At 36.1% G+C, this 21842-nt stretch carries 22 protein-coding genes, 1 tRNA gene and 1 pseudogene; 14 read left to right on the top strand and 10 right to left on the bottom strand.

Going from position 1 to position 21842, the window contains the following annotated elements; all coding sequences use genetic code 11:
* Nucleotides 1-260 precede the first annotated feature (260 nt).
* The 5 genes and pseudogenes from spxA (at nt 261) to pepF (ending at nt 5648) form a co-directional block, all read left to right on the top strand.
* Entirely contained in the window at nt 261-656 is a 396-nt protein-coding gene (spxA, locus tag B494_RS0101335; RefSeq protein ID WP_017470555.1) for a transcriptional regulator SpxA, read from the top strand.
* Between the two features lie 210 nt (nt 657-866).
* Nucleotides 867-1553 carry an adaptor protein MecA gene (mecA, locus tag B494_RS0101330; protein WP_017470554.1) on the top strand — a complete coding sequence of 229 codons (687 nt, stop codon included), beginning with the start codon at nt 867-869 and terminating at the stop codon, nt 1551-1553.
* Between the two features lie 203 nt (nt 1554-1756).
* Nucleotides 1757-2183, top strand: a pseudogene (locus tag B494_RS19830) (ISL3 family transposase); the annotation flags it as partial.
* A gap of 365 nt (nt 2184-2548) precedes the next feature.
* On the top strand, nt 2549-3718 hold the full coding sequence (locus B494_RS0101320; protein WP_017470553.1) for a competence protein CoiA: 1170 nt from the start codon (nt 2549-2551) through the stop codon (nt 3716-3718).
* Nucleotides 3719-3830: 112 nt separating this feature from the next.
* A complete protein-coding gene (gene pepF / locus B494_RS0101315; protein WP_017470552.1) occupies nt 3831-5648 on the top strand; it encodes an oligoendopeptidase F in 1818 nt (605 codons plus the stop codon).
* Between the two features lie 102 nt (nt 5649-5750).
* On the opposite strand, the gene B494_RS0101310 is transcribed toward pepF, so the two are convergent.
* The 3 genes from B494_RS0101310 to B494_RS0101300 all read right to left on the bottom strand — a co-directional run bounded on the left by B494_RS0101310 (nt 5751) and on the right by B494_RS0101300 (nt 8033).
* A complete protein-coding gene (locus B494_RS0101310; RefSeq protein ID WP_017470551.1) occupies nt 5751-5930 on the bottom strand; it encodes a hypothetical protein in 180 nt (59 codons plus the stop codon).
* A gap of 279 nt (nt 5931-6209) precedes the next feature.
* On the bottom strand, nt 6210-7112 hold the full coding sequence (locus B494_RS0101305; protein ID WP_017470550.1) for a ClpXP adapter SpxH family protein: 903 nt from the start codon (nt 7110-7112) through the stop codon (nt 6210-6212).
* Between the two features lie 345 nt (nt 7113-7457).
* Nucleotides 7458-8033 (bottom strand): CYTH domain-containing protein, encoded by a 576-nt coding sequence (locus B494_RS0101300; protein WP_017470549.1) that lies wholly within the window; start codon nt 8031-8033, stop codon nt 7458-7460.
* Nucleotides 8034-8230: 197 nt separating this feature from the next.
* Here B494_RS0101300 and yjbM point away from each other — a divergent pair, with 197 nt between their 5' ends.
* From yjbM to B494_RS0101285, 3 genes are read left to right on the top strand one after another with little or no spacing between them, the layout of a single operon-like run.
* The gene (gene yjbM / locus B494_RS0101295) at nt 8231-8881 is read left to right on the top strand and encodes a GTP diphosphokinase (protein WP_017470548.1); all 651 of its coding nucleotides are present in this window, start codon (nt 8231-8233) and stop codon (nt 8879-8881) included.
* Nucleotides 8882-8886: 5 nt separating this feature from the next.
* Nucleotides 8887-9693 (top strand): NAD kinase, encoded by an 807-nt coding sequence (locus tag B494_RS0101290; protein ID WP_017470547.1) that lies wholly within the window; start codon nt 8887-8889, stop codon nt 9691-9693.
* Nucleotides 9694-9714: 21 nt separating this feature from the next.
* Nucleotides 9715-10611, top strand: coding sequence for an RluA family pseudouridine synthase (locus B494_RS0101285; protein WP_017470546.1), 897 nt, complete (start codon nt 9715-9717; stop codon nt 10609-10611).
* 332 nt (nt 10612-10943) lie between these two features.
* Here B494_RS0101285 and prpE read toward each other — a convergent pair whose 3' ends face one another.
* Nucleotides 10944-11684 (bottom strand): bis(5'-nucleosyl)-tetraphosphatase PrpE, encoded by a 741-nt coding sequence (prpE, locus tag B494_RS0101280; protein ID WP_026065107.1) that lies wholly within the window; start codon nt 11682-11684, stop codon nt 10944-10946.
* A gap of 330 nt (nt 11685-12014) precedes the next feature.
* On the opposite strand from prpE, the gene fabI reads away from it, so the two are divergent.
* Nucleotides 12015-12794, top strand: a complete 780-nt coding sequence (gene fabI, locus B494_RS0101275) for an enoyl-ACP reductase FabI (protein ID WP_017470544.1) — start codon at nt 12015-12017, stop codon at nt 12792-12794.
* Nucleotides 12795-12862: 68 nt separating this feature from the next.
* On the top strand, nt 12863-13330 hold the full coding sequence (locus tag B494_RS0101270; protein WP_017470543.1) for a CotO family spore coat protein: 468 nt from the start codon (nt 12863-12865) through the stop codon (nt 13328-13330).
* Between the two features lie 35 nt (nt 13331-13365).
* Here the strand turns inward: B494_RS0101270 and B494_RS0101265 are convergent, their stop codons facing one another.
* Nucleotides 13366-13818 (bottom strand): CotY/CotZ family spore coat protein, encoded by a 453-nt coding sequence (locus tag B494_RS0101265; protein WP_017470542.1) that lies wholly within the window; start codon nt 13816-13818, stop codon nt 13366-13368.
* Between the two features lie 385 nt (nt 13819-14203).
* Here B494_RS0101265 and B494_RS18765 point away from each other — a divergent pair, with 385 nt between their 5' ends.
* Nucleotides 14204-14464, top strand: coding sequence for a hypothetical protein (locus B494_RS18765; protein WP_017470541.1), 261 nt, complete (start codon nt 14204-14206; stop codon nt 14462-14464).
* 229 nt (nt 14465-14693) lie between these two features.
* Entirely contained in the window at nt 14694-14984 is a 291-nt protein-coding gene (locus B494_RS0101250; RefSeq protein ID WP_017470539.1) for a hypothetical protein, read from the top strand.
* Nucleotides 14985-14997: 13 nt separating this feature from the next.
* Here the strand turns inward: B494_RS0101250 and B494_RS0101245 are convergent, their stop codons facing one another.
* Both B494_RS0101245 and B494_RS0101240 read right to left on the bottom strand, forming a co-directional pair.
* Nucleotides 14998-15672 carry a DUF421 domain-containing protein gene (locus B494_RS0101245; protein WP_017470538.1) on the bottom strand — a complete coding sequence of 225 codons (675 nt, stop codon included), beginning with the start codon at nt 15670-15672 and terminating at the stop codon, nt 14998-15000.
* Between the two features lie 55 nt (nt 15673-15727).
* Nucleotides 15728-16153 carry a GNAT family N-acetyltransferase gene (locus tag B494_RS0101240; protein WP_017470537.1) on the bottom strand — a complete coding sequence of 142 codons (426 nt, stop codon included), beginning with the start codon at nt 16151-16153 and terminating at the stop codon, nt 15728-15730.
* Nucleotides 16154-16278: 125 nt separating this feature from the next.
* Here B494_RS0101240 and B494_RS0101235 point away from each other — a divergent pair, with 125 nt between their 5' ends.
* On the top strand, nt 16279-18033 hold the full coding sequence (locus B494_RS0101235; protein WP_017470536.1) for a methyl-accepting chemotaxis protein: 1755 nt from the start codon (nt 16279-16281) through the stop codon (nt 18031-18033).
* 113 nt (nt 18034-18146) lie between these two features.
* On the opposite strand, the gene B494_RS0101230 is transcribed toward B494_RS0101235, so the two are convergent.
* The 3 genes from B494_RS0101230 to rodA form a co-directional block, all read right to left on the bottom strand.
* Nucleotides 18147-18728 (bottom strand): cell wall hydrolase, encoded by a 582-nt coding sequence (locus B494_RS0101230; RefSeq protein ID WP_017470535.1) that lies wholly within the window; start codon nt 18726-18728, stop codon nt 18147-18149.
* Nucleotides 18729-19070: 342 nt separating this feature from the next.
* Nucleotides 19071-20192, bottom strand: coding sequence for a putative lipid II flippase FtsW (gene ftsW / locus B494_RS0101225; protein WP_017470534.1), 1122 nt, complete (start codon nt 20190-20192; stop codon nt 19071-19073).
* A gap of 13 nt (nt 20193-20205) precedes the next feature.
* Complete coding sequence (rodA, locus tag B494_RS0101220; protein ID WP_017470533.1) at nt 20206-21369, bottom strand: rod shape-determining protein RodA; 1164 nt, start codon at nt 21367-21369, stop codon at nt 20206-20208.
* A 307-nt stretch (nt 21370-21676) separates the two neighbouring features.
* Between rodA and B494_RS0101215 the strand changes: the two genes are divergently transcribed.
* Nucleotides 21677-21749 (top strand) — tRNA-Val (locus tag B494_RS0101215).
* The last annotated feature ends 93 nt before the right edge of the window (nt 21750-21842 follow it).

Raw genomic sequence — 21842 nt, 5'->3', positions numbered from 1 at the left:
TAGCTTTAGTTGAGAAACTAAAAAAAAAATTTTTAGAAAATGGTTTAATTAAATGGTGTTAGGGAATAGGAAATCTAACGGTTTAATTAACGGTATATTTGTGTAAAATGTAAGTAAAATTTCACAAAAGCCTATCGAAATGATACGAGGTATAGTATACTGAAAGAGTGAGTTATTAAATTAAAGTTATTTTAATTTAATAACATGTTAAATCAACTGAAAATGTATCACAATATATTTTAATTGAGGAGTGAAGTAATATGGTAACACTTTATACCTCACCAAGCTGTACATCTTGTCGGAAAGCAAAGTCATGGTTAGAAGAGCATGATATCGCTTATCATGAGAGAAATATCTTCTCCGATACGTTGTCCCTTGATGAGATCAAGGAAATTTTACGTATGACTGAAGACGGAACGGACGAAATTATTTCAACACGTTCTAAAGTTTTTCAACAGTTAGAAGTCGATATTGAGCAAATGCCACTTAAAGATTTGATTAATCTCATTCAAGATAATCCAGGAATATTACGTCGACCGATTATTATTGATGAAAAGCGACTACAGGTAGGCTACAATGAAGATGAGATTAGACGTTTTTTACCAAGAAAGGTAAGAACTTTTCAACTGCGTGAAGCACAAAAGATGGTTAACTAAATAAATATTTTTATGTAAAACGCAACCTTTTAATTAGGATGCGTTTTATCTTTTTTTCTTAATTGAAATGGGTGACAAGATAGAGGAAATACGTTAGAATAGAGAATCAGTATAGTTGTATAATTAATGCTTAACCGAAATTAAATAAGGGTAAAGTATAATATAGACAATTATGTTGCTTGAATACCTTTTCGAAGGGAGAGAGACAGGATGGAAATAGAACGCATTAATGATAATACAGTTAAGTTTTATATATCTTATATGGACATTGAGGATCGCGGCTTTAATCGTGAAGAAATTTGGTATAATCGTGAGCGCAGCGAACAACTTTTTTGGCAAGTTATGGATGAAGCTGGAGACGAAGAATCCTTTGATATGGAAGGCCCATTATGGATCCAAGTACAAGCACTTGAAAAAGGGTTAGAAATTACAGTGACGAAAGCCCAGTTATCTAAAGATGGACAGAATTTGGAGTTGCCTATTGATTCTCCAGGTCTTGAAAAACATTTCGATGATAAATTAGAAGATTTACTAGATTCTAAATTTGGACAAGCTGATAATGAAGAAGATGATGTTGAAGAGACTGAAGAGGAATTTGGGCGTCTTGTTTATCATACGATTGCATTTGAAGAGTTCGAAAATATCATTCAATTAAGTTATGCTATTGAAGATACAAATGGAATTGAAAATGAAATATATTATTATCAAAACCAATATATCATGATTGTGAAATTTAATGATGAACAACTAGACGATCATGCTCAAGAAGATTTGCTCAGTATCATATTTGAATTTGGTAAGCGTGTAAAGGTTGCACCCCCAATGATTTTAGAATATGGAAATGTTATTTTTGATCAAGATGCTTTAGCACAGGTCAAAGAGCATTTTAACCAATAAGCACGGCTCGGCATTGTCGAGTACGTGCTTTTTTTATGATTAAAACAAAGAGGTAGGAAAAGCTAAAGTAGAGATTTTTTGGCGCTATACTGAATGTGGTGGTGTCCTCTATCGTGATAGTGTGCAAAAAAACACACTCATTCTCCCTCTCTTTGTTATCCTAAAGTTGTCGAGACAATAGAAAAAGAGAGGGGCTATGAGTGCGGATTCATATGAAATGGAGTAAGAAGTCATTGTGGAAGTCCCCTTATAAATTGTCAGGGAAAGGACGAGAAAAGGTTGAGAAGCTTTTACAAATGGATCCACGCTTAAAAGAAGCGTATGAGTTAAAGAACAAATTAGATGAATGGTTTAAGACAAGTGATGAGAAGACAGCTAGAAAAGGAATGGCGGCATGTCTAGAATGGAAGCGTGCTTCTAACATTAATGCATTTCACCGCGTAAGAAAAACGTTTATACGTTGGAAACAAGCGATCTTACAATCGTTCATGTATCCATTTAATAATGGTTATATCGAAGGCATAAACAATACGATAAAGGTTTTAAAGCGAGACTCTTGGCATCAAAAATTTTCAACGTTTGAAGCATAAAATATTATGGCAACAAGAGGTTAAAAAGGCTCTCGTTTGAAATAGTACATAGCAGAGGAAATATGCGAGACTCCTGCGGAAAAACGGGCGACCGAGACCCCACAGCCGTCTTTGCGAGGAGGCTTGGGCGTTCGTCCGCGGAAAGCGAGTATATTTCTCTCTGCGGCTTAGCAAGCTTTTAACAAAGACGAATGGTGGAGTGAACATTACACCACCAAATTTGACAGAGAACCGATTTTTAATTGTAAAATGCATTTCCCATCTGTGAGAATCTGGAGAAAACTCTACTGCCTTTCCTAAAGTGAAAACGAATGAAAGGTTATTTCTAATAAGATAAATTTCTAAAAAAGAGGAAATTATTGATTTTTGTCGAAATTAGTTATAAATGAACAAAGGTGGTGAATGATGTTACAGGCTATAAATGAACAAGGAAAGTGTATTATCCCCGCTATCATGTCAGCAAATGAGATTAAACAATTTAAAAAAACATTTGAGATGTTTTTTTGTCCGGTTTGCAAGGAGCAAGTTAGACTTAGGTTAGGCACTAAACGAATCCCTCATTTTTCCCATATTAGCAGAGCAGATTGCCCAAACCATGTTGGGGGAGAAGGAATCGATCATGAGCAAGGCAAGTTACAGCTTTTTAATTGGTTAAAGAAACAAGGATATGTAGTAGATTTAGAGGTGTATTTAAAACCAATTAAGCAACGTGCTGATTTGCTAATGAATTACGGGAGTCGTATGGTGGCGATTGAATATCAATGTGCAAAAATAACGACCCAAGAGATCATCAAGAGAACAAAAGGCTATCAATCTGTTGGGATCACACCCATTTGGATACTTGGTAGTTCTCAAATGAATCGTCAGGGTAAGGCCATCTTAAAACTAACATCAACCCTTCAACATTATCTGCATCAATACCCTTCTAATGATTTTGCAAGGCTGCTTTTCTATTGCCCACATACGCATAACATAGCATTTTTTGATTTGGTTAGCTTTGTTACCTCCTACCGAGCTCTTGGGGAATTCTGCTTCTTAAAACTCTCTCAATTACAATTTTCTCATTTATTTAAACAAGGTGTTATTGATCCTATTCCCAATCAGTGGTTAATTGAGAAAAAAAAATTTCGTTTATCTTCTCCAAAGATTGGTTATAGTAGTGAACAAGCCTTTTATCAATGGTTATATTTAAATCAGTTACATCCGTCGCAACTCTCAAGTTGGGTAGGGTTGCCTGTTAGCGGGCAATGGTTAATAAAAGGATCGGTGTGGGAGTGGCAAGCACGTCTATGCTATGATTTTTTCAATAAACAAGTAAACTTTACCGATCAAGAATTAGCTCATTTTGCTAAACCTTATTTCCAATCCTCTCGTGATTATCCACTTATTCTTAAAGATGTCAATCCAATTCGCACCTATTTGAACTACTTTATTATGAGTGATTTAATAACTTGTAATGGTAATTACTACAAGTTAACAAAGCAAATCGGACGATATAAATGTGTCGAACAATCATTGTATAATGATCAGCGTCTACACATAAAACTAAAGAGAGACATGCGAAGCCAAATGTGAATATTGTGACATAACTTTATAATCATGATATATTTCATAAGAGTGGCAAAAAGGATTTATGGCAATCATGTAGAATGTATGTAAAAGAAAAACAATAAGGAGGGCATCGATTTTGACTACAGAAACAGGAAAGTTACAAACACGTGATCAGGTCAGAGAAGATAGGACATGGCGATTAGAAGATATCTTCGAAACAGATGCGTTATGGGAAGAAGAGCGCCTGTCTGTATTAAAAGAACTTGATAAATTTAAGCAATATCAAGGTAAATTAAATGAATCAGCAGACGATCTCTATCAATTATTAAAATTGGAAGATCAAGTATCAGAGCGGGTAGGTAAGCTCTATACATATGCGCATATGCGCTATGATCAAGATACCACCAATTCCTATTACCAAGGTTTAAATGCACAAGCTCAAATGCTTTATACACAAACGGCTAGTATCATGAGTTTTATTGTACCAGAAATATTACAAATTGATCCTGATCGTCTTGAACGTTTTCTTGAAGAGAAGCAAGAACTGAAAATGTATAAAAAAGCATTAAATGAAATAACACGTCAACGAGCTCATATTTTATCGGAGCGAGAAGAAGCATTGCTCGCTCAAGCAAGTGAAGTGATTAATAATCCTTCACAGACTTTTGGCATGTTAAATAACGCAGACCTAACCTTTCCGGAAGTTAAAGATGAAGAAGGAAAGCAGATTGAGTTAACCCATGGTCGTTATATTAATTTTCTAGAATCAACTAAACAATCGGTAAGACATAATGCTTTTAAAGCCATGCATGGAACGTATCAAAAATTTATTAATACTTTTGCATCAACATTATCTGGACAGATTAAAAAGGATAATTTTAATGCTAAGATAAGGAATTACGATTCAGCGCGCGAAGCAGCATTAAATCAAAATAATATACCTGAAACGGTCTATGATAATCTTGTAGAAACTGTAAATGAGAGGCTAGACCTGCTGCATCGCTATGTCACCTTGAGAAAGAAAATGTTGGATTTGAATGAGCTTCACATGTACGATATGTACACGCGCTTAGTTGAAGATGTAACAATGACATACACTTACGAGCAAGCTCAAGAACAGTTAATAAATGGCCTTGCACCATTAGGTGAAGCCTATGTTACTCGACTAAAAGAAGGTTTTAATAATCGTTGGGTTGATGTTGAGGAAAATAAGGGTAAACGAAGTGGTGCTTATTCTTCTGGTGCTTACGGAACCAATCCATATATTCTAATGAACTGGCAAAATAATTTAAATAATGTCTTTACACTTGCACATGAGTTTGGGCACTCGTTACACAGTTATTATACGAGAGAGCATCAGCCTTATCGCTATGGTAACTATTCGATTTTTGTTGCAGAGGTTGCATCCACCTGTAACGAAGCACTATTAAATGAGTATTTAGTTAATGAAACGAAGGATGCTAAACAAAAACTCTATTTACTCAATCATTTTCTTGATGGGTTTCGAGCCACAGTCTTTCGACAGACGATGTTTGCCGAATTTGAGCATAAGATCCATGCACTAGATCAAGAGGGCGAAGCATTAACAGCTGATAAATTGACAGAATTGTATTACAATTTAAACAAGAAATATTTTGGAGAGTCGGTTATTCATGATCAAGAAATTGGTCTGGAATGGGCTCGCATTCCCCATTTTTATTTTAATTATTATGTATACCAATATGCTACAGGTTATGCCGCTGCTCAATCTCTAGCTGCACAAATACTTACTGATGGCCAACCAGCAGTTGAACGCTACTTTGGTTTTCTCAAAGCGGGAAGTAGTGATGATCCTATTGAAGTATTAAAAAAAGCTGGGGTAGATATGACGAAGAAAGATCCAATCATGCAAGCACTTGATATTTTCGAGCATAAACTTGAGGAAATGGAAACATTATTTAAACACTTATCTTAGTTTGAATACAAGGTGGATGTGAGCGTTTTTCTTTTGTGTCGCAGACTTTTTAATATGCCTCTTACTCAATCCGATGTGAATGAGTAGAGGCGAATTATAATATTATTTAAATCCTCGAAAGGTGTTGCGATAAAAAAAGAAAGATAGTGTTAAATAAATAGTGATAAAGAAAATGGGTAGTGTTAGGATCATGGGGAATAAGCGCATTAATCCAAGTAAATTTAAGATAAATGTAAGTGATAAAACAATTAAGACAAACAGCAGTTGAAATGTTTTTTTCATTGTTTTCATCCTCTCACTTCTTTATAACTATTAGATATTATGTTGTTTTAGCTTAAATTATAAGTATGACATTTTTGTGAACGAATGAAGGGAAGACTTGCGAGAAGATAGAAAAATTGTTATATTATGTTTGTGAGATGTTTAACAAACAAAACCCCTTTGTTTGATCTGAAACTTTCTCCCATCCCCCCATGACTAACAAGAGTCATGGTCAGAGTATATCTTAATGATATGCTCTTTTTTATTTAAATGATAAAAACAGAGTCTTGATCTTAATGATCAAGACTCTGTTTGATTGTAACGCCAAAAAGCACCATGCTTCACAGGTACACAGGATACCAATTGCTTTAATTGTAATTTCTTCATTTCTTTACAAGCTCTTTCTATAGACCACTCATAAATAACAGCTATTTCATACGAGCTAACAAAGTGAAAATGTGAAATAAAGTCCTCTAATTTTGGTTTTTCAAAGGGTTGAACATCTTTTTGCAATAATTGTTTTAATACTTTAACGTATATATCATAACTATATGTGCCAGTCAATTTTAGCCCTTCATCTTCCGCAGTTTCATTAAAGAAAACAAGCGAAGGTATTTGGTCTACATGCATTTCTTTTGTTAATTTCAAATCACATTGGAGTGCTTTTTGTGCAGAAGAGGAATGTAAGTCTCTTCTAAATTCGTCAAGATCTAAGTTTGCTTGTTGAGCGATTCTAATTAATTGTTCATCTGTTGAAATATCAGTTTTGTTTAAAAATAGATTTTCTTGAATTTTACGTAAATAATATCGCCCAGCCTTTATTCCTTGTAGCTCGGCAGCTTTAATAGCTATTGATATGCTTGCTGGTGCACTTAAGGGAGCCTCTAACCAAAGATCACCATCGCAACACATGCCTGTTCGATTGGCTGTTTTCTCCCACCACTGCTTTAATTTAACTGGAGTTGGTGCTGCTTGTTGATTTATTTTAGACAGCTGTCCAGTCAATATGGGTCTTATTGAAAAGAAACGCCCATATTCGAGTTGCAGTTTTTTTATAATAGGATCCAATGACCAAGATTCTGGACAGAGCGGATCAGTGAATAAATAAATTTCAATTGGTTTTGTGAGAAGATCAAAGTAGCTGTACTGTGCCTTTGATGGTCCATCAGATTGGATGAAGGGCCCAGTCTGTTTATAGCTCACATCGATTCTCCTTTCTAAGTCATTGTTGTGATGAAAATCTTAGTGGTTTGATTGCTGTATTAATTGTATCAGTGACAAGCACCTTTCGGCAACTGATAAGGCTCAGCAGGTGGTTTGTGTAACTCTTTGAATAGCACAGGTAACCGTTCGTATACCATACGCTGCAAAATAGGGCGTAGAGATGATCTATTAACGCAGGAGCAAATGGTCGCGAATGTCCTGATTCACGCAACAACAATCAGTAGATGGGTAAGATCGTAGACTAAAACCGCCACGTCCTGTGGCAACGTCTGCATGACCTACATCCTGTAGGCCTCCGTCCACTGATTGCAGGTTCGTTTTAGGTTAAAGATGTAAGGATTGATAGAAACGTTCAATTTTGTTCGGTGTTGGTTTAACTTCCAATGATAGCGTGTTGATCAACTCATCCATTACAGATTCTGCTATTTGACGAGTGCGAGCTTCCACTTCTAATTCGTAATCGATTTGGTTATTGTATTTACTAATGTCAGCAACTACTAAAGCACCATGGTATTCGATTTCGATTCGCTCTGTCACTAAAGCACCCCCATAGTGGAGTTGATTAACGTGAACACCAAGGTTGATCAATTCACTTTCAATTGCTGGTGTACTCGTGGGCTGATTATTTAACCAGTTTTCAGCTTGCTGCTTCGATAAATAGTCATGTGTTTCGAGTAAGCCGTCAGGGTGCGGTTGCTTTAATGTAAGAATAAATTGATCATCTTTGTAGCGAATTCTTAATGCAGCCCCCTTATTTTTCAAATTAAATTTAGGTGTTTCAAAATAATAATTGATTTGTTCTGTAGGACGAACTGTTGAACAATTAAGATAATCTAATAATGAACGATATTCTTCTTCAGTTAATAACAATTTACATTCAATTTCTATTTCTTGGCTCATATTAAAAGGACCCCTTCATTAAATTATCATTAACAAGTATAGTCTATTTATGAATCAAAAGTCGAGAGATAGGCTGTCGAAAATAATTTTGCTTATGATACAATATAATAGATATGGACGAGATGATCGCGATTCGTTTTTTTTATAATTAAGAACAACTTTTTATATACTTAGATAATCAAAGGCGGTGCTATATAGTGGAAACACATGACAATTGGACGACTTTTTTGGTTCCTTATACGCAAGTTGTTGAGGAATTAAAGGTTAAGTTGCGTGGCATGCGTGCACAGTATGAAATTGAGGCAAAGCATTCACCAATTGAACTAGTGACAGGACGTGTAAAGCCTATTTCAAGCATTTTAGATAAAGCCACACGAAAGAACATTCCAAAAGATCAAATTGAGGAAGTGATTCAAGATATTGCAGGGGTTAGAGTTGTCTGTCAGTTTGTTGGGGATATTTATACAATTGTACATTTATTGAGGTCTCGCCACGATTTTAATATTATTGAGGAAAAAGATTACATAAAAAACAAGAAAGAAAGTGGTTACCGATCATATCATGTTATCATTCGTTATCCTGTAGCTACTATCCATGGAAAGAAACAAGTGCTCGCTGAGATACAAATTCGAACGTTAGCCATGAATTTTTGGGCAACTAATGAACATTCTTTAAATTATAAGTATAGTGGTCAAATTCCAACAGAGATAAAGGCACGGTTAAAACGTGCAGCTGAAGCGGCTTTTCAGTTAGATGAAGAAATGTCTCAAATTAAAGATGAAGTCCAAGAGGCACAGTGGATCTTTCACCAATTTAAAAGTAAATTGCACAAAAAAAAGGGGGGCTAAGCAATATGAAGTTCGCGGTAACATCAAAAGGAGATCAAAAATCTAATCGGATTAAGGCGATCATGGAACAATATTTATTGGATTTTGATTTAGAACGAAATATAAAAGAGCCGGATTTAGTCATTTCTGTAGGTGGTGATGGAACATTTCTCCATGCGGTCCACCATTACTTTCATCGTTTAAAACAAACGGCTTTTATCGGTGTACATACGGGCCACCTTGGTTTCTATGCCGATTGGTTGCCAGAAGAAGTTGAAAAGCTTGTGATTGAGGTTGCTAAGCAAAAATTTGAAATTGTAGAGTATCCCTTACTATCGCTGAAGATTTTCTATGAAAACAAGAAAGAGGCTGAGCGTTTTTTAGCGCTTAATGAAACGACAATAAAAAAAGTTGAGGGCTCTGTTGTACTTGATGTAACGATAAAAGGTGAACATTTTGAGCGTTTTCGTGGTGATGGTCTTTGTGTCTCTACGCCATCGGGTAGTACGGCATATAATAAAGCTTTAGGAGGAGCGATTATTCATCCATCATTATCGACGATGCAAATTACCGAAATGTCTTCAATAAATAATCGAGTTTATCGAACGATAGGATCGCCCTTAATCCTGCCTAGCCACCATGTTTGTCAATTTAAACCGGTAGATAAAGAACAAAGCTTTATTATGACAATTGATCATATTACAAAGAGTGTTGAAAATGTGACAGCACTTGAGTGCTCAGTGGCGAAAGAACGCATCAGATTTGCCCGTTTTAGATCCTTTCCTTTTTGGAAGAGAGTACATGATTCGTTTATTTCAGATGAATGTTATTGAGCAGAAAGGTGTCGTATACTAGTGGAATGGAAAATAACAGAATTCGAAAATCAAATGATACTTCGCGATTTTCTAAGAATGTGCGTCGGATTATCACGCAATATGATCAAAGTCCTAAAATATGATGGAGGTAAGATTCTCCTTAATGGACAGACAGTGAATGTAAGAGAACGCTTAGCAACTGGTGACCAAATTGAATTGCAATTTCCTAAAGAAGAAAGGGGACCACAGTTAATCCCAGAGCCTATTAACTTGGATATTGTATATGAGGATGAATTTCTTATCGTTGTTAATAAACCAGCTAAAATGGCAACGATCCCTTCAACACATCATCGATCCAAAACAGTGGCTAACGGTTTGATTGCTCACTACGATCAATTAGACCTTGATTATACCGTGCATGTTGTTACACGACTTGATCGCGATACATCAGGATTGATGCTCATAGCCAAACAACGGTTTTGTCATAGTTTTTTTCATCAGCAAAAAATTGAACGTCATTATCAAGCAGTGGTAGAAGGAAAACCTGAAAAAACAGCCGGGGTCGGGGTCATCGATGCGCCGATTGCCAGAAAACCTGACTCAATTATTGAGCGGACCGTTTCAAAAGGTGGTAAGCCAGCCGTGACACATTATCAAGTCATTCGACATGTCAAATGTGGTTCAATTGTCGATATAAAGCTTGAAACAGGTCGTACGCATCAAATTCGCGTTCATTTTGCTCATATTGGCCATCCGCTCGTAGGTGATAAATTGTATGGTGGATCAACTGTACATGTTGATAGGCAAGCATTACATTGTGTTTACCTTTCTTTTATTCATCCAATTACTAAAAAAAGGATACAATTGAAATCGGATTGGCCTGCTGATTTATCACAGATAACCGACTGTGAACCCCAACCTCAAAATGGAGAGTAGAGCAAACCTAATTAGTGCGTGCTAACGGATGCTAATGTCCTGATTCACTTGGGGCAACAGGATGTTGGTCACACAAGCGTTTTCGCAGGACGCGAAGACGTTAGCTTGTGTTCCTCAGTTGGTGAGTAAGATCGCAGACTAAAACCGCCACGTCTTATAAGAAGGATTGTAGACTAAGACTGCTACAGGGCGTGGCAGTCTTAGCCTGCATGACCTACATCCTGTAGCCCTCCGCCCATTGATTAAAGGTTCGTTTGATTTTAGTCCCGACCTCATTATAGTATTGGTGCATTAAAGAAGACGGATTATTTGGTCTGAGTCTTTTGTACAGATCAAATATAAGAAGTGAATTTCTCAGGTTGATAGGGCTGCTTTGATGTAACAGTTACGGTATTTTCTTCAGGTAATTGAAAGGCAGCAAGTTTGTTTCCGAAGACACACCCTAAGTCAATATTGACTGTTTTATTTATAAAACGCGGTTCTATAACAGGGGTATGACCATAGATGATCCAAACATCTCCGTTATAATGCTTTGCCCAATCTAGTCTGACCGGACGCCCGTCAGCCAACTTCTCTCCAGTGATATCTCCATAGAAGACAAATGTACGTACTTTTTTGTCATCTCTACCGATATATTCGGCTTTAATACCCGCGTGAGCAATCACTGCATTCAAGGGTTTCATCTGCAAGTATAGCTCAGCCTGCTCATATAATTGAATGAATTTGTCCCGAATAAGATCTTGTTCATCGGCTGAATATGCTTCGAGTTCGGCAACAGTTGTCTCTAATCCGTGTCGAATTTGGACGTTATTTCCTAGGAAATAACGATAAAGCTTATTGCAGTGGTTACCAGGCACATATTCCGCAATGTTGTCTTGATGTACTAATTTATACACAAGTTCAATCGTTTTTAATGAATCGGGCCCTCTGTCGGTAATGTCTCCAAGAAAGACTAACCGTCTCTGTTGCGGATGGGTATAGGTCCCATTTTCTAACATATAACCCAATTTATCAATAAGGTGATTTAATTCTTTATAACAGCCATGTACATCTCCTATAACGTCTATCTTCATCTTCATTTATACCTCCTGAAAAGACATATAAAGATAGTCTAACATGAAATCCGTATTCCATGTATTAAAGGACAAGTGAATTAAAAGTAGGGAAAATAAAAAAGTAAGTGATCTGTTTATTTCTATATCTTGTTGGGATTACTCATTTTATAACCCAGATCATTTAAGATTCGTATCAGTATAAGGTTTGAGGGAAACCTAGAGTGGATAGCAGTTAATATTTATGAGAAAAACTATAATTTCAAAAAAGAGTTGAGTTTAGTATACAGATCAGCTAAAATAGTATCAGGTACTAATAACAAGTTATAATTCATTCAGGGGGCTAATGGCATGAATTTCTCATTAGAAGGTAAAACATATGTAGTAATGGGTGTTGCAAATAAACGTAGTATTGCTTGGGGGATTGCTAAAGCATTGGATCAAGCTGGTGCACGATTAATTTTCACCTATGCCAATGAACGATTTGAAAAACCTGTTAAAGATTTAGCGGCATCTCTAGAACGACAAGACGCATTATTCTATCAATGTGATGTTACAAGCGATGAGGCAGTGGCCGAAACATTTCAAACGATTAAGAAAGATGTTACTGTTATTCATGGTGTGGCACATTGTATTGCTTTTGCACAGAAGGAAGACTTGAAAGGTGAATTTATCGATACATCTCGTGATGGTTATTTACTTGCACATAATATAAGTGCATATTCTTTAGTAGCTGTTGCAAGAGAAGCTACACCTTTAATGACAGATGGTGGAAGTATCATTACTCTAACGTATTTAGGCGGAGAACGTGTGGTTCAAAATTATAATGTCATGGGTGTAGCAAAAGCTAGTTTAGACGCAAGTATGAAATACTTAGCAAATGATTTAGGTCAAAAAGATATTCGAGTTAATGCTATTTCAGCAGGTCCAATTCGAACACTCTCAGCTAAAGGTGTGGGTGATTTCAATTCCATCTTAAAAGATATTGAAGAAAAAGCTCCTCTTCGACGAACAGTAACGCAAGAGGAAGTAGGTTCAACAGCCTATTATTTACTAAGTGATTTATCACGTGGTGTAACAGGGGAAATTATCCATGTTGATTCTGGCTATAGCATATTAGGGTTGTCTTAAAACAATTAGGATAATGTCACGAGATCATTCCTTTGATCATATAGTAAGGTGTGAGAGGAGGAATGCTTATGAAACATCGTCCAATGATGTATGTCGCTCAACCAGATTTAAAAGCACCGATAGCTCCGATGCAAAAGGAGTATTATTCATCGGCAGTAACAACGCAGACAATTGAGCCTAAGCAACGAAGACAAGGACGTTCCATATTGATTGAACGCGATCAGAATATACCATTTAACTTAGAAGTTGAAGCGAATGAGATAGAAGACCAAGTTGATGCGGATGAAAAAAAGGACATGAAACCAACCAAGTTTAAAGAGATGACGATTGAAGATAAACTAACATATCTTAGTCAACCCTCATCGTTTCTGCCTCGGCTTAATTGCCTAGTGAAACTCGCAGGTGAATCACATAAAGGTAATATTACAAAAGTTGAGGGAGATCAAGTATATTTTGAAGCAAAATTACCACCAAAACATCGTCAATTTCAAGTTAAGGATATAGAGGATATTAAGTTAACCGGATTTAATAATTAACGAGGCTCAAAAATGAGCCTCGTTTTAGTTTTGAATTAAAGTGCATTGATTGCTGGTAAACAAGTGACATGACAGAAACATTCAAGGTTAACAGTGATACAGACACCTGTTCCTCTTAAATTATTTGTTTCTTGTTCCACTGGGGACTTAGGATCACGTTTTTGTGAGCTTGGGTCTCTTAGTAACTCTAATACCGCACAATTATCCTTGTCAATGCTTTTTACACGGAAATAAAAGCTACCAAATACATGCTGAATTTGATTAATGCGTGCACCGTAACCTTTGAATGGTTTACAATCTTTGCAGTATAAAATAACGGGTACAGTATCAAGGTCGCTAACTGGAGAAACTTCCCCTAGTAAGTCTGCAATCGACTGTTCACAACTAGAATCACAGGTACAATCAACTAGCTGGTCTTGAGCGTCGGCAATCTCTCGTAAAATATCTGCAACACAATTGCCAGTATCATATTTACCTCCACAAGACATAATACATATCTCCTTTCAATAATATTGGCTGACCGAATCGTCACTTATAGAATATGTTCAATTAACGTTGCAGTGTGGGCGGTATTGAATTTTATTCTGTATTTATAGATATGCATCAAATGAAGGATAGTAGCGTGCTAACAGGAACCAACACATTGTAGCTCTTTTCTTTGTAAAAGAAAGCGGAAGGAGAAAAAATTTAAGGTGACATACTAACAAAATATGCTCGTTTGCTTGGTTATAGTGAATTTGAACTTTACAAGTTTTCATTTCTCCATCCAATAATCGTGTTGTGCAATGTTTTATTTTTGTAGCACCAATTAGGTGAATGAGCATAGACTAATAGCGACTTCATTCTCGTGAATAAAAAGGAGTGATAGATAAGATGGCTGAAGAAAAAGAAAAGAAAGTAATCAAAGTAAATGATTTAATTATTCAAGCAGACCATGTTCATTTTGAACCGACTGGTCAAGAAAGACGTCCAGCATTTGATCCTTTTTTTGGGCGTCGACCACCAATGCCTACACAGTCAGAAGCTGATGAAACGGAAGATCAAGAAGCGCCTAAACAAGAGGGAGAATCTTCATCAGAAAATGAACAGTCTCAACCTCAACCAGAACGTCGTCGTCCATTCTCATGGTTATAGTGATTTAATATGATAAATCACTCTCAATTTATAAAAAATTTAGCTATTATAGAAAAACATTTGGTTAAAAACGAACATTATTTTAGGAGACCAGAGCAAAAAGTTGTTCCATATGTTGATCAATTGGAGCGGGAGATGAGAGCATTTGCAGATGCCTTTAGGCTATGGGAAGAATAGAGGATTAAAAACTGTATAAAGGGGTATATATGAAGTAAAGGAGGGATGATCCATGGGTTATATACTACCAATTGAAAATTACCAAGCAAAGTATTATCAAGAACGTGTGACGCAATCAGATCGAGATCCAATGCCAATCGAGCGACCTTATCCAATACGACTTGAAACACATGATAATATACAAACAAATCAAGGGACAGCGCAAGAAGATTTTCCTAATTTAGAACATGATAAAAGTAATAATCATTCAAGTAGTCAGCCAATGGTGGACATCTCGTTCGTATCTTCACAAGTATATGCTGAGCTAACGGGTATTGGCGGCCAAGTTAATTTTTATGTATAAAAATAAGCCACTATTACATGGTTTGAATGTAAAGTGGCTTATTCTCTTGATATTCGGCATAAAATATTTTGTTATAAGAATCGATATTCTGTTGCTTTAATTGTTGGACAAGCCATTTTTGATCTCGATCTATTTCGCTTAAATTGTCATAAATGATTTCACCGTCATTAATTAGGGTAATGGGTAGAACAATCTTCTCAGGTGCTAAATTTAAATCAAGCCTATTCAGTGGTTGTGCCATTGTCTTCTTTAAAACAGAAACGGTTCCATCTGTTTCTAAGATTGCGTAATCAACATCTTGAACAGAGAATACATCTTTAAGACGAAGGAGATGCAACAGTTGATTCATGTCCAGTTTGTTTTTCTTCATTACATCCCGTTGTAAGTGCCCTTTACTGATCACCAGTGCTGGTTTTCCTTCAATAAGTGCTCTTGATCTTTTGTAACGTTGACTAATAAATTCAGTTATATACATCAAACTTCCCCAAAGTATGACAGCAAAACCAATTTCTTTAATACCTACTTGGTCATCATACAAAGCATTACCGACCAATTCACCAAGAATCAGAGCAGAGATAAAGTCAAACGCAGTGAGCTGTCTAATTTGTGTTTTACCAAGTACTTTCGTCATCGTAAATAAGACGATAAACCCAAAAATTGTTTCTATAAATATTGAACCGAAATGCATGCCAATCCCCCCTGTTGTTAAAAACAGCTTCGACGAGATTAGCAGAATTTATACGTTATGCCAGTGTTTTTTCCATTTCGACATGCTCAATACCAGCTTGATAAAAAGGCTCAGACATCACTTGATAACCAACAGATTGATAGAAAGACAGCGCATGGGTTTGAGCGTGTAAAGTGGCGATATTGATACCGTGTGATGTTAAAGTCGCTTCTAATGCTAACATAAGTTGTTTACCATAACCGTGTTTACGATAAGCTTTTAAGACTGCTACGCGTTGAATCTTTGCTTTGTCATCGACCAGGCGTATTCTAGCTGTGGCAATCGGCTGTTGATCTAAATAGCCAACGATATGGATCGCATCATGATCATATTGATCATGTTCTATTTGGGGATCAACCCCTTGTTCATTAATAAAAACCTGTTTGCGAATAGTAAAGGCATCTTGCTTTGTTGTTGTGGTCAATGCTTCAATAACGTGCATTATAAAAACTCCAGTCTGTTTTAAACGTTATTATAACATAACATGAATTTTAGAAAAATGAATTGAATTTTGTAGATATTTGTCGATAAATAAAGTGTAAGTTTTCTTAAAAGGGGGAAAAATCAATGTTCAAAACAAAAAATATGTTTCATTCGATTTCGACAAAGTTGATGTTACTTGTTACTGTTATCATTCTAATTACTGGAGCATTAATTGGAACAACAAGTTATTTTATAGCAAGAAGTCAGTTACTGGAAGCTGGTGAACGTGATCTAAAGAGTATTGTAGACGGTTCACTAGCATCACTTGAGCTTTTGAATGAAAATGTAGAATCAGGAACATTATCATTAGAAGAAGCACAAGAACAAGCACGATTAGTTTTAAGTGGTCCGATAAACGAAGAAGGTAGTCATGATTATTTATCATCTTATTTTTCTTATAAACAAGATGGTTATTTGTTAGCATATGATCAGGATTATGTCTTGCAAATACACCCAAGTCGTGTCGGTCAAGAACCGCCTAATCAGCATACGAGAGATAATCGTGCAACGATGGTAGAGGCTGGACAAGCTAGTAATATCGAAGATCAGTATGTGATCTATGCAGATTTACAAGAAGATGGTTCATATCGAGACAAGACCGCTTATATGCAGCATTTTGAACCATGGGATTGGACAGTAGGTATGGTTGTTTTTCAAGATGAATTTTATGAAGATTTGCATACGTTACTTATTTTTATTGTTAGTTCAACTTTTGTACTTGTGATTTTAAGTACATTGGCCTTTTATCTCTTAACACGTTCTAAGATTAAAGTGTTAAAAAATGTAGCGGGCGTCTCAAATGATATCGCAGAAGGTAAGATCTATCAAACAGATCTAAAGGAATCCAGTGATGAAATTGGTCAATTAGCTAGCGCTTTTAATAAAATGTCGATTGAATTAAAAACATTAGTTAATAATGTTCAAAAAACAAGTGCACACTTACTCGATTCAGCAACAGATTTATCAGCTATTTCAGAAGAAACGTCTGCTAGCAGTCAAGAAGTTGGCGAAGCAATCAACGAGATTGCCACTGGAACACAAGAGCAGGCGAATGACCTTGAAGATATTAATTCACGAGTAGATCTTTTAACGCAAGCAATTACTGCAATGACAACGCAAAATGAAAAGATGGGTACATTAACGACTAAGACGGCAACCGTTTCGACTGAAGGAAGTGAAATTATTGAAAGGCTTCAAGCCTCTAATGCCGAGTCTTTAACTGCGTCACAGCAAGTTAGCAATGAAATTAAAGGTTTAAGTGATAAGGTGAAAGAAATTACCAAAGTTATGGATACGATTGAGAATATTGCTGAAGAGACCAATTTATTAGCACTTAACGCCAGTATAGAGGCAGCACGTGCTGGTGAACACGGTAAAGGCTTCTCGGTAGTTGCGGAGGAAATCAGAAAATTAGCTGAGCAATCAAAAGGTGCCACCCACCAAGTACAATCAGTGGTCTCTGCGATTGTTAATGAAACAGCTAGTACTGTGAAAACAGTAGAGGGCACGATGAAGACAGCAGAAGAGTTAAGTACTGATGTTATCAGCACCCAAAGTAAATTTGGTCAATTATCGCTTTCTGTTAAAGACATTGTCGCATCGCTAGACTTAGTGAAGCAAGAAATCAATACAATCAATAATCATAATAAAGAAATGAGTGCGGCAATAGAGAGTGCTTCAAGTGTGTCAGAAGAAACAGCAGCATCGGTTGAAGAAATTACCTCTTCAATTGATGAACAAGTTCGTGTAATTGGTAATGTTGCTCAATCAGCAGAACAACTTACACATTTGAATCAAGAGTTAAGTAGCTTAATTGAGAAATATGATGTGACAGGTTAATTAACTAGTGTAAGAGGCATTCCTTTCAAAGGAATGCCTCTTTTTTACGGTGGTATAAAGCATTTTGACATAACAAAGGTCAAAATAGAAAAAGCTAACGTATTCTAGATAAACTATTTAGCAAAATGGTGATTTCCGATAATTATTGTTACTTCACGGCTACGAATCCAATCGTTTGTAGCTGTTTGTGGATTATAGAAATAAAGAGAACCACTTCCTTGCCCGCGAAAGGCAATTGCTTCATTAACAGCCTGGAGTGCTTCCTGATTTGCTCCCCGGTTAATTGCCCCATTCTGAACAGGTGTAAAGGCATAAAAACCGCCAGCAGAACGTTGATAAATAACACCCTCGATCGTATTTGGAAAGTCAGCATGATCCACTCTATTTAAGACAACCGTTGCTACGGCTACTTTACCTGGATAGGATTCTCCTCTAGCTTCCGCATGAACAAGTCGTGCAAGAAGCTCTTTTTCTGCACTTGTTACTGAAGTACCAATTTTTAGACTTTGCCCCGGATGGATGACTGAACTTGAAAGCTGGTTGTCTGAAATGATTTGATTAATTGCTATGCCGTATCGATTAGCAATTTGCCATAAGGAGTCACCTTGTTCAACCGTATGCGTTGCTGCTTTAGATTGAATTGGACTAAAAGCAATGATTAATAATAAACTAGTAAAACAAATGATTTTTTTCATCTATGATAACCTCCTAGAATTTGAGTTTATAACTCTATTCAAAAGGCTAACAGTTGTAACATAATATTTCATTGTGAAAAATAAGGAAAAAATTAAGAAGTCACACGCTACATGGATTCAACGATTATTAAGTAATATATACCAGTTAATTATTTCAGGAGAAGGTTGGAGTAGTTACTAATGAATGGCTCTATTATGTCAACTTGATTACAATAGCTTAACAAACGATTTTTATTATAGATTACTGTGGGTAAATCACCGACGGATTGAAGGTTCACTCTATAAAATTTTTAAAAATGCTTTGTTTTGATAACGTGAAAAAAACTTCGTAAACGTGTATGTTTACGAAGTTTTTTGTGCATCAGATAAAGGGCGTCTTCCTGATACATTAACGAGAATACCAGCAGAAAGTAGAGTGAACACCAATGATGTTCCACCATAACTGATAAAAGGTAGTGGAATACCAGTAATGGGTAGCATACCACTCACTGCACCGAGATTAAAAATAGCTTGTAAGGTAATTTGAAAGGTCACACCGAGAGCTAACAATTTTAAATACATGGCGTCCACTTCTTTAGATATTTGAATGCCACGGTATAAGATAAAAATGTATCCCCCAATGACAGTTAGTATGCCTATTATGCCAAGCTCTTCAACGACCACAGCCATAATAAAGTCCGTTTGTGCTTCAGGTAAGTAACCGAGTTTTTGCACACTATTTCCTAATCCATTTCCAAAAAGTCCACTTGTAGCTATGGAGACATAAGAATTAATTAGTTGGTAACCATCACCACTGGGATCATCAAAAGTATTCAAGAAAGAAGTGAGTCGCTGCATACGGTAAGGTTGTGAAATCGCAAAAAAGCCAATACCACTGGCAGCAATAGTTGCTAAAAGAAAAATATGGTGAAATCTCACCCCACTAAAAACAACAATTAAACCACAAATTAATAGAATATGTGTAGCAGTTCCTAAATCAGGTTGCTCTAAGATCAATAAGAATACAACAGCTAAAATCATAAGTGGAGGCAAGACGCCTTTCTTAAATTGATCAATATAGGGTTGTTTTTTTGCATAAATATATGCAAAATAAATGATCATAAATACTTTAACAATCTCTGATGGCTGAAAGATAAGAGGTCCAAAGCCAAGCCAACGTTGAGCTTGGTTCCTAACTACTCCAATACCTGGAACGAGCACCAAGCCAAGCAAGATAACCGAGAGTAATATAAGCATTGGACTTAACTTTCCTAATGTTTTTAGTGAAATAAACGATATGATCACGAAAATAAACAGTCCGACCCCAAACAATTGTAATTGCCTCATGAAAAAGAAGTAACCATGCCCATGTTGAAGTGTTGAGAGCGTATAGCTTGAGCTATATACCATCACTAACCCAAATATACTCATTGCCATTATTACAATAATTAAACCATAATCAAATCTTTTTAAGCGATTTTTCATAGATTAAGACTCCTTATTCAATCGTTTCCTCACTGCTAAACATATACTCTTTTGTCCTCAAATGCACGCTTGTCACTAATCCAATTGCCATCATGTTCGTTAACAACGCACTACCACCATAGCTGATAAACGGCAAAGCCAGGCCGGTAATCGGCATTAGCCCAATTGTCATACCAATGTTTTGGAAAATTTGAAAGGCAAATAGTCCGATGACGCCAATACAAATATAAACGCCAAATAATGAACTAGCATGAAAAGCAATGGTAATGATCCGATAAATTAAGACAAAAAACAAGATAACCAAAATACTGGTTCCTAAGAAACCAAAATCTTCCCCAATGACAGCAAAGATAAAATCAGTATGGGCCTCTGGAATCCGGCCGCTTTGCACTTGATAGCCTTGATTGAATCCGGTGCCAGATAACTGTCCTGAACCAATACCAAGCATGGCTTGTTGAAGTTGATAACCAAATCCTTGTGAAAATTCTGCAGGATTTAACCAGCCATAGATTCTAGCTAATTGGTGGTCTTCAATAAGACGATTGAAAAGGTCAAAGTTATAAAAGTACAAGAAAATTAAAGTCCCAAGACCTGTTAGACCAAGGGTAAATAAAAGCATAAACATTTTGATTGAAATGCTTGAAGCAAATATTAACGCAAAGACAGCAAAAAGGATCATAAGCGTTGTCCCCAGGTCAGGTTGTTTCAAGATTAAATAGGTCGGCGGTAATGTATAGAGTGAGATTTTTAGCGTTACGGGTATGCTTTCCCTAAAACTGAGTCGATACTTTCCCAATTGGGTTAGAAGTGCAGCCACATGTAAAACAAGAAAAATCTTCATAACTTCAGAAGGTTGCAACTCCATAAAGCCAATATCTATCCAGCGTATTGCACCATTTTTCTCAATTCCAATCAGGCGAACGGCTATTAACAGAATTAATCCAACACTATAAAGCGCTAATGTCCATTTTTCAATTAGTTCAAAATCAAAATATGCAATCACAGCCATCAATATAAAACCAATAACATAAAAAACAATTTGTCGCTTTACAAAAAAGGTAGGATCTCCACTAGCATATTGGCCAGAGCCACTATAAATTGCGAACAAACTAAATATAAAAAAACAGCATAGTAAAAACACTATGGTATAATCAATAGGTAATTTTTTCGGTTGCATATATCTATCCTCATTTTCTGAAATTTATTTCTTCGTAATTAAAAGCAGGCATTCAAATCGTTCTCTAATCATGAAGTGCTATATCATTAGATCCATCTTTTAATAAAAAAAGGTTATACGTTTTTAGATAAGGTTAATATCCTCTTAAATATATATAATGTCTATTTTTAAAAATACTCAAAATGATCTTTCTCTATCATATCAAAAAAACAGAAAAATTGTTAACTGAAAGATAATTATATTTAATAATAATTGCTTGACGGCAGACAGCGTTTCGATTATATTAAAATCACATGATTAATATCTAGACTTCGTAGCTCAGTTGGGAGAGCATCACCTTGACAGGGTGGGGGTCGCTGGTTCGAGCCCAGTCGAAGTCATCTCTAAGCAAAAAGCTATGCTCTTATTTTAATAGAGCATAGCTTTTTTATCACAGATAACCACAGCTAATTGTTTGCTAAGCAAGCAATGGC

The organism is Amphibacillus jilinensis Y1 (assembly GCF_000306965.1).
Classification (GTDB): Bacteria; Bacillota; Bacilli; order Bacillales; family Amphibacillaceae; genus Amphibacillus_C; species Amphibacillus_C jilinensis.
This window is presented reverse-complemented; position numbering and strand designations above follow the sequence as displayed.

What these genes read in the sequence shown, in the direction of transcription:
- B494_RS0101235 (WP_017470536.1), top strand. Translation starts at nt 16,279, where the DNA reads ATGTTCAAAACAAAAAATATGTTTCATTCGATTTCGACAAAGTTGATG.
- spxA (WP_017470555.1), top strand. Translation starts at nt 261, where the DNA reads ATGGTAACACTTTATACCTCACCAAGCTGTACATCTTGTCGGAAAGCA.
- B494_RS0101320 (WP_017470553.1), top strand. Translation starts at nt 2,549, where the DNA reads ATGTTACAGGCTATAAATGAACAAGGAAAGTGTATTATCCCCGCTATC.
- ftsW (WP_017470534.1), bottom strand. Translation starts at nt 20,192, where the DNA reads ATGAAAAATCGCTTAAAAAGATTTGATTATGGTTTAATTATTGTAATA.
- B494_RS0101290 (WP_017470547.1), top strand. Translation starts at nt 8,887, where the DNA reads ATGAAGTTCGCGGTAACATCAAAAGGAGATCAAAAATCTAATCGGATT.
- B494_RS0101265 (WP_017470542.1), bottom strand. Translation starts at nt 13,818, where the DNA reads ATGTCTTGTGGAGGTAAATATGATACTGGCAATTGTGTTGCAGATATT.
- B494_RS0101240 (WP_017470537.1), bottom strand. Translation starts at nt 16,153, where the DNA reads ATGCACGTTATTGAAGCATTGACCACAACAACAAAGCAAGATGCCTTT.
- B494_RS0101300 (WP_017470549.1), bottom strand. Translation starts at nt 8,033, where the DNA reads ATGAGCCAAGAAATAGAAATTGAATGTAAATTGTTATTAACTGAAGAA.
- mecA (WP_017470554.1), top strand. Translation starts at nt 867, where the DNA reads ATGGAAATAGAACGCATTAATGATAATACAGTTAAGTTTTATATATCT.
- B494_RS0101230 (WP_017470535.1), bottom strand. Translation starts at nt 18,728, where the DNA reads ATGAAAAAAATCATTTGTTTTACTAGTTTATTATTAATCATTGCTTTT.
- B494_RS0101270 (WP_017470543.1), top strand. Translation starts at nt 12,863, where the DNA reads ATGAAACATCGTCCAATGATGTATGTCGCTCAACCAGATTTAAAAGCA.
- B494_RS0101310 (WP_017470551.1), bottom strand. Translation starts at nt 5,930, where the DNA reads ATGAAAAAAACATTTCAACTGCTGTTTGTCTTAATTGTTTTATCACTT.
- B494_RS0101250 (WP_017470539.1), top strand. Translation starts at nt 14,694, where the DNA reads ATGGGTTATATACTACCAATTGAAAATTACCAAGCAAAGTATTATCAA.
- prpE (WP_026065107.1), bottom strand. Translation starts at nt 11,684, where the DNA reads ATGAAGATAGACGTTATAGGAGATGTACATGGCTGTTATAAAGAATTA.
- B494_RS0101245 (WP_017470538.1), bottom strand. Translation starts at nt 15,672, where the DNA reads ATGCATTTCGGTTCAATATTTATAGAAACAATTTTTGGGTTTATCGTC.
- B494_RS18765 (WP_017470541.1), top strand. Translation starts at nt 14,204, where the DNA reads ATGGCTGAAGAAAAAGAAAAGAAAGTAATCAAAGTAAATGATTTAATT.
- fabI (WP_017470544.1), top strand. Translation starts at nt 12,015, where the DNA reads ATGAATTTCTCATTAGAAGGTAAAACATATGTAGTAATGGGTGTTGCA.
- rodA (WP_017470533.1), bottom strand. Translation starts at nt 21,369, where the DNA reads ATGCAACCGAAAAAATTACCTATTGATTATACCATAGTGTTTTTACTA.